24 protein-coding genes are annotated in these 15883 nt (G+C 37.6%); 23 read left to right on the plus strand and 1 reads right to left on the minus strand.

All coding sequences use genetic code 11. From position 1 onward, the window contains the following. The first annotated feature begins 8 nt into the window (after positions 1 to 8). From OMU_RS02060 to OMU_RS23300, 6 genes are all read left to right on the plus strand, one after another. Positions 9 to 740, plus strand: coding sequence for a putative HNHc nuclease (locus OMU_RS02060; RefSeq protein ID WP_016178313.1), 732 nt, complete (start codon positions 9 to 11; stop codon positions 738 to 740). After that, positions 733 to 1656, plus strand: coding sequence for a hypothetical protein (locus tag OMU_RS02065; RefSeq protein WP_010743602.1), 924 nt, complete (start codon positions 733 to 735; stop codon positions 1654 to 1656). Before OMU_RS02060 ends, OMU_RS02065 begins: the two co-directional genes overlap by 8 nt. 1 nt (position 1657) lies before the next feature. Further along, positions 1658 to 1942 carry a hypothetical protein gene (locus OMU_RS02070; protein ID WP_010743601.1) on the plus strand — a complete coding sequence of 95 codons (285 nt, stop codon included), beginning with the start codon at positions 1658 to 1660 and terminating at the stop codon, positions 1940 to 1942. Beyond that, positions 1939 to 2295, plus strand: coding sequence for a hypothetical protein (locus OMU_RS02075; RefSeq protein ID WP_010743600.1), 357 nt, complete (start codon positions 1939 to 1941; stop codon positions 2293 to 2295). The genes OMU_RS02070 and OMU_RS02075 overlap by 4 nt, the downstream gene beginning before the upstream one ends. Beyond that, positions 2295 to 2603, plus strand: coding sequence for a MazG-like family protein (locus OMU_RS02080; protein ID WP_016178314.1), 309 nt, complete (start codon positions 2295 to 2297; stop codon positions 2601 to 2603). Before OMU_RS02075 ends, OMU_RS02080 begins: the two co-directional genes overlap by 1 nt. A 161-nt stretch (positions 2604 to 2764) precedes the next feature. Next, complete coding sequence (locus OMU_RS23300; RefSeq protein ID WP_016178315.1) at positions 2765 to 2932, plus strand: hypothetical protein; 168 nt, start codon at positions 2765 to 2767, stop codon at positions 2930 to 2932. Between the two features lie 52 nt (positions 2933 to 2984). Here OMU_RS23300 and OMU_RS02085 read toward each other — a convergent pair whose 3' ends face one another. Continuing rightward, positions 2985 to 3503, minus strand: coding sequence for an HdeD family acid-resistance protein (locus OMU_RS02085; RefSeq protein WP_016178316.1), 519 nt, complete (start codon positions 3501 to 3503; stop codon positions 2985 to 2987). Between the two features lie 111 nt (positions 3504 to 3614). Here OMU_RS02085 and OMU_RS02090 point away from each other — a divergent pair, with 111 nt between their 5' ends. The 17 genes from OMU_RS02090 (at position 3615) to OMU_RS02165 (ending at position 15870) form a co-directional block, all read left to right on the plus strand. Beyond that, positions 3615 to 4115, plus strand: coding sequence for a hypothetical protein (locus OMU_RS02090; protein WP_016178317.1), 501 nt, complete (start codon positions 3615 to 3617; stop codon positions 4113 to 4115). 8 nt (positions 4116 to 4123) lie between these two features. Beyond that, the gene (locus OMU_RS02095; RefSeq protein WP_016178318.1) at positions 4124 to 4510 is read left to right on the plus strand and encodes a hypothetical protein; all 387 of its coding nucleotides are present in this window, start codon (positions 4124 to 4126) and stop codon (positions 4508 to 4510) included. Positions 4511 to 5601: 1091 nt separating this feature from the next. Continuing rightward, positions 5602 to 6081 (plus strand): RNA polymerase sigma factor sigma-70 region 4 domain-containing protein, encoded by a 480-nt coding sequence (locus tag OMU_RS02100; protein WP_010743598.1) that lies wholly within the window; start codon positions 5602 to 5604, stop codon positions 6079 to 6081. A gap of 580 nt (positions 6082 to 6661) precedes the next feature. Beyond that, on the plus strand, positions 6662 to 6745 hold the full coding sequence (locus tag OMU_RS23625) for a putative holin-like toxin (protein WP_219924597.1): 84 nt from the start codon (positions 6662 to 6664) through the stop codon (positions 6743 to 6745). A gap of 189 nt (positions 6746 to 6934) precedes the next feature. Next, complete coding sequence (locus tag OMU_RS02105; protein WP_010743597.1) at positions 6935 to 7117, plus strand: hypothetical protein; 183 nt, start codon at positions 6935 to 6937, stop codon at positions 7115 to 7117. A gap of 330 nt (positions 7118 to 7447) precedes the next feature. Then, positions 7448 to 7672: a hypothetical protein gene (locus OMU_RS02110; protein WP_016178319.1), complete on the plus strand. Its 225-nt coding sequence runs from the start codon at positions 7448 to 7450 to the stop codon at positions 7670 to 7672. A 25-nt stretch (positions 7673 to 7697) separates the two neighbouring features. Then, positions 7698 to 8054 carry a phBC6A51 family helix-turn-helix protein gene (locus OMU_RS02115; protein WP_010743595.1) on the plus strand — a complete coding sequence of 119 codons (357 nt, stop codon included), beginning with the start codon at positions 7698 to 7700 and terminating at the stop codon, positions 8052 to 8054. Further along, positions 8047 to 9327, plus strand: a complete 1281-nt coding sequence (locus OMU_RS02120) for a PBSX family phage terminase large subunit (protein ID WP_233421612.1) — start codon at positions 8047 to 8049, stop codon at positions 9325 to 9327. Before OMU_RS02115 ends, OMU_RS02120 begins: the two co-directional genes overlap by 8 nt. Positions 9328 to 9344: 17 nt before the next feature. Further along, positions 9345 to 10763 carry a phage portal protein gene (locus tag OMU_RS02125; RefSeq protein ID WP_010743593.1) on the plus strand — a complete coding sequence of 473 codons (1419 nt, stop codon included), beginning with the start codon at positions 9345 to 9347 and terminating at the stop codon, positions 10761 to 10763. Beyond that, the gene (locus tag OMU_RS02130) at positions 10735 to 11211 is read left to right on the plus strand and encodes a ribosomal-processing cysteine protease Prp (protein ID WP_016178321.1); all 477 of its coding nucleotides are present in this window, start codon (positions 10735 to 10737) and stop codon (positions 11209 to 11211) included. Before OMU_RS02125 ends, OMU_RS02130 begins: the two co-directional genes overlap by 29 nt. Further along, a complete protein-coding gene (locus OMU_RS02135; protein ID WP_016178322.1) occupies positions 11192 to 12430 on the plus strand; it encodes a minor capsid protein in 1239 nt (412 codons plus the stop codon). The genes OMU_RS02130 and OMU_RS02135 overlap by 20 nt, the downstream gene beginning before the upstream one ends. Before the next feature lie 143 nt (positions 12431 to 12573). Next, positions 12574 to 13230, plus strand: coding sequence for a DUF4355 domain-containing protein (locus tag OMU_RS02140; RefSeq protein ID WP_010743590.1), 657 nt, complete (start codon positions 12574 to 12576; stop codon positions 13228 to 13230). 17 nt (positions 13231 to 13247) lie between these two features. After that, positions 13248 to 14282: a major capsid protein gene (locus OMU_RS02145; protein ID WP_010743589.1), complete on the plus strand. Its 1035-nt coding sequence runs from the start codon at positions 13248 to 13250 to the stop codon at positions 14280 to 14282. A gap of 15 nt (positions 14283 to 14297) precedes the next feature. Next, on the plus strand, positions 14298 to 14645 hold the full coding sequence (locus OMU_RS02150) for a phage head-tail connector protein (protein ID WP_010743588.1): 348 nt from the start codon (positions 14298 to 14300) through the stop codon (positions 14643 to 14645). Beyond that, on the plus strand, positions 14626 to 14979 hold the full coding sequence (locus OMU_RS02155; protein ID WP_010743587.1) for a hypothetical protein: 354 nt from the start codon (positions 14626 to 14628) through the stop codon (positions 14977 to 14979). The genes OMU_RS02150 and OMU_RS02155 overlap by 20 nt, the downstream gene beginning before the upstream one ends. After that, positions 14969 to 15508: a hypothetical protein gene (locus OMU_RS02160; protein ID WP_016178323.1), complete on the plus strand. Its 540-nt coding sequence runs from the start codon at positions 14969 to 14971 to the stop codon at positions 15506 to 15508. The genes OMU_RS02155 and OMU_RS02160 overlap by 11 nt, the downstream gene beginning before the upstream one ends. Further along, positions 15505 to 15870 carry a hypothetical protein gene (locus OMU_RS02165; protein ID WP_016178324.1) on the plus strand — a complete coding sequence of 122 codons (366 nt, stop codon included), beginning with the start codon at positions 15505 to 15507 and terminating at the stop codon, positions 15868 to 15870. Before OMU_RS02160 ends, OMU_RS02165 begins: the two co-directional genes overlap by 4 nt. Positions 15871 to 15883 lie beyond the last annotated feature (13 nt).

Consider the following 15883-nt stretch of genomic DNA (forward strand, 5'->3'; position numbering starts at 1 on the left):
GGGATTAAATGAATTATCCATTTAAAATGCTTAACTACGATGAAACAAATCGGGTAATGACTGTTCAATTGTTTGAATCACTGGATATAGAGCGGTTAATCAAACTATTCTCTGGTGATTTAAACAACGTGAACGGTGGAGTGTTTATTCCCGATCCTAGAGGATTTACTGTGCAACAGCGTAAGCTCTATTGGGCGTTGCTAGGTGATATTTATAGATGGTCTGGTACTGGTACAGGTCAATTAGACAGCTATTTCAAGGAATCCTATGCAATGAAATATTTCACCGAGATTAGCATTGCCGACTGTTCTGATGCCACCGTAAGCGAAGTAAACAACCTCTTAGAAATGGTTATTGATTTTATGTTTGAGTGGAATGTGCCATTTCCAAAGTCTTACGAATTGTTGCCACGAAAGGAACAGTATTACTTCTATCTCTGTTGTAAGCATCGTAAATGCGTGATTTGTGGGCAATCACATGCAGATATACACCATTTGATAGCTGTAGGAAATAGAAAAAGGAGTCAAGTTGATCATCGGAAGTTGCCGTTGACAGCATTATGCAGAAGGCACCATATGATGATTCATACATTAGGACTTACCGAATTCATGACTCGATTTGAAATCCATCCAGTGTATCTAAATAATGAAGAATTAATCAGAATCGGGATCATGAATGGAAAACAAATTAAGGAATTAGATGAGCAATTCAAATTCGAAGGCGGTGAAGCGAATGTCTGATAAAGGCTGGATAGCTCTTCATCGAAATATCCGTGATCATTGGGTATACCAAGAAAAAAGAGTATTTTCAAAATATGAAGCTTGGCTTGATCTGCTAATGGATGCCAATCACCAAGACAATAAATTTGTATTTGATGGAAAATTGGTTGAAGTTGAACGCGGTCAAAAAGTGACGTCGATCCGACAATTGTCAGAAAGATGGGGCTGGTCCAGGACGAAAGTGACTGATTTTCTAACCCTGCTGGAGAAAGACAAAATGTTGGTTAGAAAAAGTGACAGTAAAAAGACAGTTCTAACCATTGTCAATTATGACATTTACCAAAATCAGGAACAAGAAAAAAGCCACTCAAATGACACTGAAAAGCCGCAGAAAAGCACAAACAACAATGTTAAAACAATGAGTAACAATGAGAACAATAAAACATCGTCGTCAACACGCAAAAAGCGCGTGTATGACCCTGACTCAATATATTTCATTCTTGCAGAAAAGTTATCCAAACAGATTTGTCAGAATCAGGAAATCAAAGAGCCGAATTTAAATCGTTGGGCCGACGATATTCGGAAAATGATCGAGATCGACAAGCGGACCGAAAGCCAAGTAAGCAACATGATAGATTGGGCAACAAGTGATCCGTTCTGGTCAGCGGTTATTTTGTCCGCAAAAAAATTGCGTGATAAATACGATACGATGGCTGCGCAAGCAAATCGTGATTACAAAACGCAAACCAGCGTCAACAACAGCAGATCGTCGAAAAAACAAGCTACAAACTACGGAAAAACACTGTACACGTATTACGAGCAGGAACTCCGCTTTTCGCCCAATATGGCGTTCGATGAATATGTCAGAAAAAAACGATTGAATGAACGTGACCGACAAGCTTTAGAACAATACATTCACAGCCTGGAGGAGCGATAGAATGACTGATTTAGAATTAGCAGACGCAATCACTTCGTTGTTACCCGATGACTATCGAGAAAAGTTGAGGGGAACACTAGAACGCTTTGAAAAGACCATGGAGCAAACGAAACTAGACACCAAAGAATCGAACGAATGTTTTTGTCGATACATGGAGATTTATTGGCTAGCGGTTTATAACGGGCGATACGAATACAGTGCGTTGCAAAAGCTAGAGTATTCCGAATGGCGCAAACGTGCAAAAGAGATGCTACAAAGATTGCAACGTAAGGCGGTGACCGCATGAGGCGTAAGAAAACACCAGAACAACGACAGGCTAGACGTGAACTTTTTATGCTAACTGACGAGGAACTAAATCCAGAGTGGTTCAATGATCCAGAAAAAGTAAAACGTCGGGACGAATTGCTGGGAATTATCGAATATCGTGAACCGGTTGTAATGAGCGACGATGAAAAGTATCAACGCTATTTAGATAAACGCCCAGGTTTAGAGGCTGCTGTCGTAAAGATGTTGCTTGAAAAGAAGTTAAGCAAAGAAATCCGAGACGAATTAAAAATGGATTTTAAAGTGATCGCATTTTGTCGGAGGAAATACAATTTGAATCCGAAAATACGTACGAAAAGAGTTAGGAGAACATGATGGACGAACTAATACAAATGATCGAAGAGTGGTCGAAAGAACGCGGAATCAATAAAGCAGATCCTCAAAAACAGATGCTAAAAGTCTACGAGGAAATCGGCGAGGTTTCCGCTGCTGTTGTCAGAGACGATAAAGACGCATTGGGAGATGCTATAGGCGATTCGGTGATAACATTACTCAATCTAGCTTTGCAAAGCGATATGAGCCTGTACGAGTGTTTGATGCACGCATATGGTGAGATACAAGGACGAGACGGGAAAATGATCAACGGGATGTTTGTAAAGTCTGAGGACTTGAAGATTGGATAGTTCTGCTTAGAAGGGATTCAATACTTCTTAAATATTATATGGGGTTTACTACCCATTAGTTTTCTGTTGTTCGGCGGGAAGTGGAGTATTGGTAATTTTATTGAGCTAAACATGTCATCGTTTCTATGGAATAGTAAGAGAGCATACAAGGAGGACGGCGAATGAAAGATCAAGTCTCAATTCCAGAGGTGAGAGAGGCTATTAAAAGAGTCAAAGATATTACACCAGTGATGAATAGAACTGAATTTCTTCAATTGATTGCATTATACAAACGTGTTTTAGAACGATATGAAAAAGAGGAATATCTAAACGGGTTGCCAGAAGAATAATAGTTCCGGTAACCACGCCTATCATATAAAAATAGAGGCAGAAGCCTCTATTTTAAAACGCATATGCGATAAGAGAAATTCCAATCATCATTAAATAAAAACCAACTAAGAATGCTAATGTAAATGCTGAAACAATTGGATTAAATAAGAGCATAATTCCTACAATTATCCCAATAATATTTACTATCAGAATAAACCAATAGTAACTTGATCCATTGACCTTGTAAATATCTGCTCCTACAAGCCCCATAATTGAATCTACAATAAACCAAATAGCAAAAATATAAGGTAGGGCTAGTAAACCTGCATTAGTATTGAAGAGTAAAAATACACCAATTAGCAGGTCAAATATACCGAGAATCATTAGTAGGGTTGATTTTTGATTAGTGAATTCATGAAGTTTACGTCTAAAAAACAGTTCAAAAATTCCCTTTAAAACTGCAGCAATGGCAAAAACGTAGACAACTGCTTTTAAACTACTATCTGGATTATTAAATGATACTAAAGAAGCTATAACAAAAAGTAATCCAATTAAAAAATATTCCCAACTAAATCCAATTTTTCTTACCATGCTTATCACCTCCTTATGATAAATAATAGTATAACCTTATGAATAAAATAATGAAAATAAAACGTAAATAATACGCTAATTCAGCCTATCAAGTAAGAAAAGAGGTATGAAATGGAAATACGAGAAGTTATAGAGAAAATAAAGCAAGAAAAATATGATTTTTCAAAACCGTGGACGTCACTGGACAGATCGGATTATAAGGAAGGATACAATGATGCCTCCGATGACATTATCGGAATTGTTAATCAACTAGACGAACCGACGAAAGTGATTGCTCATTTGGCCGAAAAATGGCACGAAGACATTGGTCCTGTTCTCTGGTGGGATTTCCCAGTCGAAGAACCACCATATTGCGGCACACCACTAGATGACGATTTTCCAAAGTATAAGAGACATTTTACTGAACTTCATATTCCAGACGAGGTCGAGGAAGAGCCGAAGTGGGTGGTTAAGATAGAAGACAATGGGTCAGCGTACTTTGTTGACTTTTTCGATGAATTACAGCCTCATCTCGTCTACGGTTTAAGCGGCGAAGTAATGAGATTTGATAGCGAAGATAAAGCGAATGCGATTGTTACATTGATTGAATGTGGCACAGTTGAGAAAGTGTAGGTGTGAGAATGAGTGAAGTAGTGATTGATCCACAGGAGTATTACGTGTGGCTTGCATGTGAAAACGGATGGAATCGAGCAGTTGGCTTCAAAGCAAAAATAGCTGGTATAGATTGTTCCGTCGTCATGGTGCCGATTGATCCTATCGAGATAGTTTTTAGTGATCTCAACTCGGGATCAAGGATATTATCATTACCAATTTCGATACTTGATATGATCATGTGTGATACAAAAGAAAAAATGCTCGTATTGATGAAGGAGAATGCAGGTTTAGCAGCGAAAAAGATTGAGTATAGCGGAATAGACTTAGTACGTGAAGAATCAAGAAAAGCCAAAGGTTCGTTTGAAAAGAAGTTTGGTCCAATGCCGGACTTTGAGAAAACTTCTGTTTACTAAGATTCGGTAACTGAAGCCATAGTAAAAAAGACTGCCGCGGTATGAAACGGCAGTCAATGAACTATGGGTAGCTGATTAGAATAGTTCAAAGGTATTTTACACCTAAAACAAAAATAAAAAAAGACAGCCGACCACTGGCTGCCTTGGAAAAGAACTCTCGTCTAGTTTCCGCTAGACAAAATAATTTGTAACAAAAAAAGACCGCTGGGGATTGGTCAGCGGCCATGAGCTGATTGAAATATGCTTTTAACCCGATTAAAAAGGAGGGGCCAGCTCATCACTATTGTACACCTAGTAGCGCAATAAAAAAAGACCGCTAGGCAGTCAGTTAGCGGTCAATGAGCCGATTGCGAAAGTTGTTTGTAGTCAACAAAAGAAAATATCAGCTCTTCATAATTGTATCATAAAAAGGACCGCTTTTTCATATGGCAGTCCCTAAGCTAGTGTAGTATTCTTGGATTATTTATGGATTTTTCTAGCTCAAATATATTGTACACCTATGTGAATCAAAGTGAAATAACAAAAAAATAAATTAAGAAGCCTAGGTTTTATGAATTTGAAAGGTATAATGCCTGGTTTTCGTTAGACAAAATAGTTTTATCACAAAAATAGACCACTAAAAAAGCGGTCTACGAGCTAGATGAAATAGGTTTTGACGTTAACGAAAATTAGAAAGGAAAGAACTAGCTCATTTAGATGATACCATAGAAAAAGACCACTGAACAGTTATATCAGCGGTCCCTGAGTTAGGTCGTTGTGCTTATAATAAGTGGGTTGTATTTTTATTTAACCTAACTCATTGGGCTAGTGCAGTGTCAAAATTGTCGGTCTCAAACTTCAAGAAAATTACTAGCCCTAGTCTTATTTTACACGGAGATAAGTAAGAAAAAAAGACCGCTGAGTAAAAAAACAGCGGCTTGTGAACTAGAAAAATTCGGGTAATATGGAAAAATTAGAAACCAGCTCACACTAAAAGTTTATCAAATTCATTTTTCCGTTTCAAGATCGTACAAAAAAACGCTGGGAAAGTTCCCAACGCCTCTTTATGAATAAAAACTGACAAGATAATTATACCATAAGGAGTGGCGATTGTGAGATTTCAATGGTTAAAGGATTATCAAGATTTGGAAGAACAGTTACTCTACTTAAAGTGGAATCTGAATAAAAGTAAACTTGAATTGATTCGGTGGACAACTGGTGATTTATCGAAAGTACGTATAGAAAAAAACTCTCGATCGTCATTGCTCGAGGAGAATATTACTCAAATTGAAAATGAGATTGAATTGTTAGAAGAACAACAAAAGGAAATGTTGGTCATTATTCAATCTTTCAAAGGAGTCGAAAATGAAATTGTTCGTATGAAGTACATTGAGGGATTAACTTTGGAAGAAATAGTGGAAGAAACCGGATATAGCGATTCTTACATAAGAAAAAAGCATGCGGAAATCAGAAGTAAGCTTCAATTTATTGATGATTACGAGGCTCGCCATTTAGATAGAAAAGCAAAAAAAGAAGAGCTTGAATACTACGATGAAAAAAGGAGAAAAACTCAGCAACTTTCCCTTTTTTGAAAATTTCAACATTCACTAAATGTGCACTCATTTTGTGTATGGAAGTATTGAAATAGGCATGATATTTTATTAGCATAGAAAATTTTGAAAGGAGGAAGCTCCTCTTCGTTTCAATTTTTTCGATCGTTTGCAAGACGATAAATACTAGACGGCACAAAAAATAAATAATGAATGGAGTTGAAAAGTTTCATTTCCGTTGAAAGTTCGCTGTGCTGTCTATTGTTATCAAATAATTTTTATTAAAATTTATAGATTTCGAATATGTTCTTTTGTATAATATTTAACGTAGAGAAGTTAAGATGAGTAGCTCCATTTTTATGACTCTGCGCAAGTTAAAAAAAAATGATATACCTTGAGAATGATTTTTTAAACGATTTAAAAAAAGATCTTACTCATCTTAACAACTCTACAGGGCGTGCATACAGCACGTTCTTTTTTGCTGTTAAATTAAAACATACTAGCATGATTATTAGTCTTTTTGTATAATATTTGCGTAGAAAAGTGAAAAGATGGTGGCTAATCTCTTGAATAAAGGGGTGATGCCTATGGTTCATAGCTTTATCCCTAGAAGGGAGTAGGCATGTCTGTTTATCAAGCATTGTCACTGATGATCGCATTTGCGACGTTAGTGTTGCTGATTACAGATCACAAGAACAAAAAATAACCATCTAACACTTTGGCGAGGATAGATGGTTTAACAAAAAAAACTATTCATTTAAGCCACCGTCTTTTTAACGGTTCTACATGGGGCGTGTTACCAGCACGTCCTTTTTCTATGTCTATTATAGCATGGGAAAATAGAAAATCAATTGAGATCGCTTCGGCGGTCTTTTTATTTTGAGGAGGAATGAGAATGCTACAAGAAGCTATTATCAAGGGTGAAACAGCATATTTGAAAAACTTGACTCGAAGAAAAGATGTCTCAGTTGAAGAAATCGTTGAGGCTAAAGAATCATTGAACAATAAAGTTAGGGGAATGAAATTAGATCGTGCAGTTGAAATGATTGCCGACCCAGAAGGAACGTACAGAATCTAGCAGTCTCCTCGTGAGGCTGTTTTATTTTGCTCACAAAAATAGACCACTACCGGGTAATAGTGGTCAGGAATTAAATGAAAAAGATGTTAAAGGGTTGTTAGACAAGTATAACATCATAGCGTTTACATAGCAATACAAAAAAGAGCCACTGTTTCCGCAGCAGCCCTTTAGTGTAACAAGTAACTATAAATATATCATCCTTGGCCATGTATTTCAACACACAAAAATAGACCGCTGTTTCCGCAGCGATCTATCTGTGAAACGTAAACAATTTATACATAAAGCATACAATAATAACGCTTACATTGCAACGCAGAAAGGGATAGAGCAATGAAAACTTACTGGTACGTGTCATTAAACAATAAATACCCGCTGCCAATGAAAGGACAGCATAAACGTGTAGTGATGTCTGTTCAAATGAAGGCGAAGTATTCGATTGTAGAAATGATCAGAGAGGCAACGCCAGTAGAGGTTGATCATTGCAAGCTAGTCTATTGTTGGTGCGGCCGTTGGAAAGATGCTCATATACAAGAAAACATCAGAAAATACGTTTAGTTTGTTTTAGTTTGGAGGTGATTTTATGAAACTTACTAATAGGCATAATAAGGCTATAGAATTGCTGTTCGAAGGCTCTTTAAAGCGGATTGAAATCGCTGAAGAACTAAAGATAAGCGAACAGACACTTTACAATTGGTTAAAAGACGAAGATTTCACTCATGCTTATGATGAATATGTAAAAACTATTATGGGTAAGTCATCAGGTAAAGCGTTGAATACAATGTTGAAGCTTTTAGCAGCCAGATCAGAAATGGTTCGTTTTAACGCAGCTAAAGATATTCTTGATCGTGGAGGATTCGCTCCTGTTGATAAGAAGGAGATTACTTCAATTGAGCCTCCTGTATTTAAGGATGACATCAGTGGTGAGCCAGATGGTTAAACTATCTGAGTATTTGCCAAAAGCTTTTCATAGTACGTGGAGAGCAGCAATTGATCCAGAAATTCTTCATATTGTTGAAAAAGGCGGTCGTGGTTCAGGTAAATCTTCTGATATTGCGCATGTAATCATACAATTAATCATGAGGTATCCAGTCAACGCGGTTGCTATTAGATTCATCGATAACACGATTGAATTATCAGTTTTTGAACAGTTGAAGTGGGCAATCGAAGAACAAGGGGTAACGAGCTATTTCAAGATCAATAAAAGTCCAATGAGAATTACCTATCTGCCCAGAGGGAACTATATTACCTTTCGGGGTGCACAGAATCCAGAACGGATAAAATCTTTGAAAGATAGCAGATTTCCATTCGCAATAGCTTGGATAGAAGAATTAGCAGAGTTTAAAACAGAAGAAGATGTAACGACCATTACAAACTCCCTTTTACGTGGAGAGCTTGCAGATGGTCTTTTTTATAAGTTCTTTTACAGCTACAACCCTCCGAAGAGAAAACAAAGTTGGGTAAATAAAAAATACGAGACTAGTTTTCAGCCAAAAAATACGTATGTCCACCATACAACATATAAAGACAATCCCTTTATAGCCAAAGCCTTTATAGAAGAGGCGGAAGCAACAAAAGAACGTAATTCGAGGCGTTATGATTGGGAGTATTTAGGCAAAGCCATCGGTTCAGGTGTTGTTCCGTTCGATAATCTTCAAGTAGAACCAGGAAGTATTACGGATGAGATGGTAGCGAACTTTGACAACATCAGGAATGGTCTCGATTTTGGTTATGCAACAGATCCGCTAGCATTCGTTCGTTGGCATTATGACAAAAAGAAAAATGGGATTTACGCTATAGATGAAATCTATGGTGTAAAAATGAGCAATCGAGAGTTCTCAAATCAAGCAAAAGCAAGAGGGTATCAATCGGATGAAATATTTGCTGATTCCGCTGAGCCTAAATCAATTGCTGAACTTCAAAGTGAGCATGAGATTCGGAGAATTAGAGGAGTAAAAAAAGGACCTGATTCAGTCGAATACGGGGAAGAATGGTTAGACGACTTAGATTTTATCTGTATTGACCCGCTGAGAACACCAAATATTGCAAGAGAATTTGAAAATATAGATTACCAAGTGGATAAGGATGGGAATCCAAAGCCAAGACTTGAAGATAAAGACAACCATACGATTGATGCAACTCGATATGCTTTTAGTGAAGATATGAGAAATAATACAGCAGTAATCGGCAATAGAGCGAAAATCGGACTATAAAGGAGGGATAAAGTTAAATGGCGATTGTAGTAAATAGAGAAATAGCAGGAGATTTGAAAAATCCTTCTGCAGAACTATTAAATTACTGCTTGCAAGAACATCAGAAACAATTAGAGCGGTTAGAAAGACTTTCAAATTATTATGATGGAAAGCACGATATCTTGCTTAGAAAAAAAGAGAACGAATCGGCTCCGAATAATAAAGTTCTTATCAATCATGCGAAGTATGTAGTTGATATGAATGTTGGTTTTATGGTTGGCAATCCTGTTGCTTATTCAGGAACTGGAGAAGTTGATTTGTCGCCTATTCTTGACGAGTATGATCGTATTGATATTGTTTCACATGACACGGAATTAGAAAAAGATTTATCGACCTTTGGAATAGGTTATGAATTAATTTATTTGAAAGATGAGGCAGAATTATCTATAAAATGTATTGATCCACGAGGGATTTTTTTAGTTACTGATGACACTATCGACAAAAATCCGCTATTTGCGATTCACTATCAACCAGTATTCACTTTGCAAGGTGGCATTAGCCATTATATTGTTAAGTATTACAGTGATGATCGGATACTTACGTATAGAACTGAATCGAGAGGATTTGGCTCCTATCAGTTAGTTAAAGCTTTACCACACTATTTTGGAAGAGTTCCTGTAATTGAGTACAGAAACAATGAAGAAAAGCAGGGGGACTTTGAGCAAGCAATCTCATTAATTGACGCATATAACTTATTACAATCGGATCGACTGAACGACAAAGAAGCGTTCGTTGATGCGATTCTTTTTATTCAGGGGTTTGTTCTCCAAGACGGTGATGGTGAAAAGCTTCAGAAAGAAAAAATGCTCCAAGCTCCAGGTTCAAAATCTGATACAGCTGCAAGCTATCTAACAAAAGCATTAGATGAATCAAGTGTGACTTTGTTGCGTGATGCAATCCTAGATGACATTCATAAAGTAACGTATGTTCCAAATATGAATGATGAGAAGTTCGCGGGAAACGTTTCGGGTGAGGCAATGAAATATAAATTGTTTGGTTTGTTGCAATTAATGTCTGTGAAGTCTCGATACATGATTAAGGGATTAAGGCAACGCTTAGAAATATTTTCAACAGTGTTGAGGTACACAGAGCCAGAGATAGATATTTCAGGAGTGAAAATTAAGTTAAAACCTAATCTCCCAATTAACACGAGCGACATAATCAATCAGATTGTGACTGCTTATAACGCAGGGATTTTGCCACTAAAAATTTTATTGTCGTGGTTGCCCGATATTGATGATGTCGATGAAGTAATTGAACAATTGAATCTAGAAAAGGAAGAAAAAATTGAGCTACAGAAGAAAGTGATGGGCGTTCAAGCAGAAGACAGTCATTCGGATTTAGATGAACCACCTGAGGAGGAAGACGATGATCAAAGCAACGTTCATAAAGAGTAACGGCTCGTATATTAGTTATGAGGTTACTGGTCATGCTCACTACGCTGAACCGGGCAAAGATATCGTTTGCGCTGGTGTGTCTACTCTTTTTATCACGATTACTAATCAATTACTTTGTAAATCGTACGTGAAGTTGCAAGACAAGAAAGTTTCCATTCTTAATCCGGATGAGATTGATAATGCGTTAGTCGAAGCTTTATTATGCGGTTTGTATGATATTCAACAAAACTATCCTAATTATGTTTCTGTTGAAGTATCTAAAAAATGGACAGCAAACATGAAGTATGCTGTCCATGGGTATTCAAAAACTTTTCATTCTAGAGATGAAGCAATCAAGTTTGCAGAGTCTGTTTCAGTTTCTCGTAGTCGGGTTTTGATGATTTGTCCACCGGGACTGCTACAGAAAAACTTTGATAGGGGGAAGTTAGTTGCCGAAAAAACAAGATGATTCCTACTGGCTCGATCGAGGGATTAAGCAAGAGAAAAAAATTAATGACGCTGCGAAACAAGTCGAACAAAAGATAATTGTAGCTTATCGACAGGCTCAAAGTTATTTGACGAGGCAAGTTAGAAAACTATTTAGTCGAGCGAAACAACGTTCTGGAATGGATGAGGGAGAAACAAGAGCGTTACTTAATCAAACTGTTCAACCTGATGAGTTAGTAGAATTGAGAAAGCTTGCTGATGATGTTTCTCATCCTGAACTTCAAGAGTCCGCAAGAAAACGATTGAATGGATTGGCATTTAAAGAGCGAATAACACGAGCTGAAGACTTGAAAGCCAAGTCTTTTTTAGTTTCCAAACAGATTGCTTCTGTGCAACTAGATAAATCGACTGAATTTTATATTGATGTTATTCACGATTCGTATAATGAGACAACTGCCGAAACAATCATAAGGCAAGTTGAGCAAACAAAATCTGATCAGATCATCAGTGTTCGGAATGGAAAAAAGCATGGTTCAAAAATAGAAGCATCTAAACAGACGCAAAAACGTGACGTACCGATTGAGGTGTGGAATGATCCTGATATTCGATCGACTGATTACGAATTCAAGGAGCTTTCAACTAAGTACACCAAGAATATTCTTGATTCTCATTGGCATGGTTCAAATTATTCAAAACGTATCTGGAAAGATACTGAAGCATTGGCCAAACGTCTTGAAGAGTTATTTACTGTTGAGTCTATGACAGGGATGTCCGAGTTTGAAATGGCTAAAGCGATAGCGACTGAATTTGACCGCTCAATTGGTGTTGTTCAGCGTTTAATACGAACCGAGGCCAATTATATGGCAAATCAAGCAAAGCTCAAAGCATGGCGAGACAGAGGTGTAAAAGAGTATCGTTTGATTGCTGTATTAGATTTAAGAACATCTGAAATTTGCCAGAAGAAAGACGGAAAGATTTATCTTGTTTCCGAAGCTGTTGTTAATGGGGAAGCCGGAACGTATCCACCGTTTCATCCTTGGTGTCGAACTGTTGCTGTTGCTATTATTGGCAAACGATCACTAACAGGCAAACGAATAGCCCATGATCCGATCAGCGGAAAAACAATTACCATGGAACAAAGAGAAACATATGATGATTGGATGAATAAGTTAAAACAACGATATTCTAAAAAAGAAATTGAGCTTCAGAAAAAGAAGCTTCGGAATTACAGAAAAAAATAATTAACTGCCCTGAATATGGCGTTAAACTGTTCGAAAATATCAAACATACTGATTGGGTCTATCAATCAAAAATCAAGTGGACTGGTTAAACTGGGCTGCTTTTTTTGCGTGCGCTAGGACTGATTGGGATAGGAGAGATTGAATTGAAAAATTTACTAATGAAATTAGACCTGCAACTTTTTGCTGAAGAACAACCCTCAGATCAGAATTCCGAACAAATCAGGAATCCATATGAAGCTGGAAATCCTGAGTTTGATGCTGCAGTTTCTAAAGCAGTCAATACGGCTTTGGAAAATAATGACAAAAAATGGCAATCGAAACTTGATGAGAAATTGGAAAAGGTTCGGCAAGATGCGAAAACAGAAGCTGAAAAAATGGCGCAAATGAATGCTGAACAAAAAGCGGATTATGATCGCCAACAGCGTGAAGCGGCATTAGATCAGCGAGAATTGGAACTAAATATGCGTGAATTACGAGCGCAGTCAATTACGCAGTTAACAGAGGATAATTTACCTGTTGAATTAGTTGATCTTTTAGATTTGTCAGATGCAGATAAATGTCAAACTGCATATAACAAATTGAAAACAACGTGGGAAAAAGCTGTGGGAACTTGGGAAAAATCCTTACAAAAGAAAGTGAAAGAAGAACTAAAAAATAGTGTTGATAATCCTTTGGGGGATGCAACAAATCCAGAAGTTAACCCTTGGAAAAAGGAAACACTCAACCTTACAAAACAAGGTCAGATTTTGAAAGAAGATCCAGAGCGGGCAAAAGTGCTAATGGCTCAAGCCAATAAATAAGAAAGAAGGATAAAATCGTGGATAAATTAAAAATGAATTTACAGTTTTTCGCTAAAAAAACAAAAATTGAAGATGTTATTGTTCCAGAAGTTTTTAATAAGTATGTAATCGAGCGTACAGCTGAATTATCAGCTTTATACCAATCGGGTATTGTAAGCCATAATCCGGAGCTAGATGCTCTAGCTAGTGCCGGTGGTAAACTAATCAACATGCCTTTTTGGGCTGATTTAACTGGTGAAGACGAAGTCTTATCTGATACGAATCCATTAGAAACGGATAAAATCACCGCGAATCAAGATCAGGCGGTTCTATTGATGCGTGGTAAAGCTTGGAAAGCGAACGATTTAGCAAAAGCACTTTCTGGTGATGATCCTATGCGAGCAATTGGTGATTTAGTTGCCGCTTATTGGGCGCGTCGTCAACAAGTAACTTTGCTTTCTATATTGAAAGGTGTGTTCGGAGGAACATCAACTAAAATGGCTGGAAATAGTCTAGATATTTCCGCTGAAACTGGAAATGATGCAGCATTTACAGGGGAAACATTTATCAATGCTTCTTACAAACTGGGAGATGCAGAAGAAAAATTAACAGCATTAGCTGTTCATTCTTCAGTATACGCTAATTTACGAAAACAAAACTTAATTGAATTCTTGTTAGCTTCTGACAATACTAAAATTCCAACTTATATGGGGAAACGTGTCATTGTTGATGATGGTATGCCGTTAGATGGAGATGTGTTCACTTCTTATATTTTCGGAGAAGGAGCAATCGGTTTAGGAAACGGCGCGGCTCCTGTGCCAACGGAAACTGATCGTGATGCTTTAGCAGGAGATGATATTTTGATTAATCGCCAACACTTCTTGTTACATCCAAGAGGGGTGAAATTTACTAATAAATCTGTCGCAGGTTCTTCTCCTACGAATGCCGAATTGGCAACGGCAAGTAATTGGGAACGTGTATATGAGCCAAAAAATATTCGTATTGTTCAATTCAAACATAAGCTTTATGTTCCTAATGTCACGGCTTCTGGTAGAACTGGAACAGGTAAGTAAAGAAGGTAAAGGAAAATGAATGATGAGTTACTGGAAAAACACACGGATGTGTTGATGGAACGTCTCGACGATGTTGAGGAAAAGGAAAGACCTAAAATTAAAGGCATGTTAGAGGACGCGATTACTCTCATTCTTGATTATACCGCTCGAACAACCGAACAGATGAACGATAGCCTTTATTACTATGCGCGACAATTAGTTGTGATTGCTTGGAATCAGGAAGGAAATGAGGGAGATGCTGCTCGTTCTGAAGGCGGCGTCTCCCATACCTTTATTACAGATATTCCGCCTAAATTAAAATCGGGCTTAAATAATCACAGGCTGGGAAAGGTCGTGAGTTTTCATGCGCCTAAGGAAACGTGACCTTTCAACCGTTTATTTAAAAGAGCGGTTAACTGGGCAAGATGATGAAGGAAACTTTCAAGAAGGTTTTTCAGATGAATCAACAGAGATTCAAATGAATATTCAATCCGCAGGAGGACAAGTAATGGCTTCTGTCTATGGTCAAAGTCTTCCATACATCAAATCTTGCAAGTATCAAGGTGACAAAATCAAAGAAGGAAAGAATGAGAAAGATGGTATTTGTCTTTATGTGAGCAAAGATAAAGAACCAGACTATGAAATTGTTGCCATTCAAACATTTTCTGCTCATTGTAATGTGACCTTGAAGAAACTAGGTGATGAAGATGGGCGTTGAGTTCAGAGGTGCTGACCGACTGATGTCAAAAATACGAGCGATTCCTAAAGTGATGGAAGACGCTGTTTTTGAAGCGACATTCGATATTGTAGATGAAACTGTGGCAAGAGCAACAAGTCACCTGCAATCGTCAATTAAGTATGGATCAGGTGAATTAAGTGGTTCTCCAAAGCAGGAAGTCGTGATCGATGGTAAAGGTAAAATAATAGGGCGTGTGTGGTCAGACAAGATGGAAGCATTGTTTCGAGAGTTTGGTACAGGTCCAGTCGGAGCAGAGTCACCAAAAGATCTGCCGCCTGGAGTTAATCCTGTTTATTCTACTGAACGGTGGTTTATTCCTGTACACAAAACATCTGTTGACCTTGAGATGGTATACGGTATTTCAAGAGTGACTATCAAGGGACAAGATTTCTTTATGACTCGTGGGCAGCCGGCAAGACCTTGGCTATATCCGTCAATGAAAGAAGTGGTTGAAATGGCCGAAGACATTTATAAAGATCGTGTGAAGGAAGGACTGAGGAAACTATGACAGAGCGTTATAACATAAAGTCTGATATTGTTGCTCAGTTGAAAAAAGTCGCTGAGCTGAAGCTCGTATCTGCGGAGTATCCTAACACATGGTCGAATATGCCCGCTGCAATTTATTCGACAAAGGCAAAGCCGCACAAGAAAGATATATCCGACAAAGAAGCACTAACTGAATGGACAGTAAAAATCGATTTATACGGAAACAAATCTCTATCTACAATACAGAGTGAAATAATTAAAGTATTGAAAGAGATTGGATTTAAGAATACAGCCAGTGATGATGGCAATCAAGATGCATTGAAGCGTTCGATTCTAACATTCCGAGGAGTGGTAGATAATCGAACGCTTTTTGTATACCAATAACAAGGAGGAAATA

The organism is Enterococcus avium ATCC 14025 (assembly GCF_000406965.1).
Taxonomy (GTDB): Bacteria; Bacillota; Bacilli; order Lactobacillales; family Enterococcaceae; genus Enterococcus_A; species Enterococcus_A avium.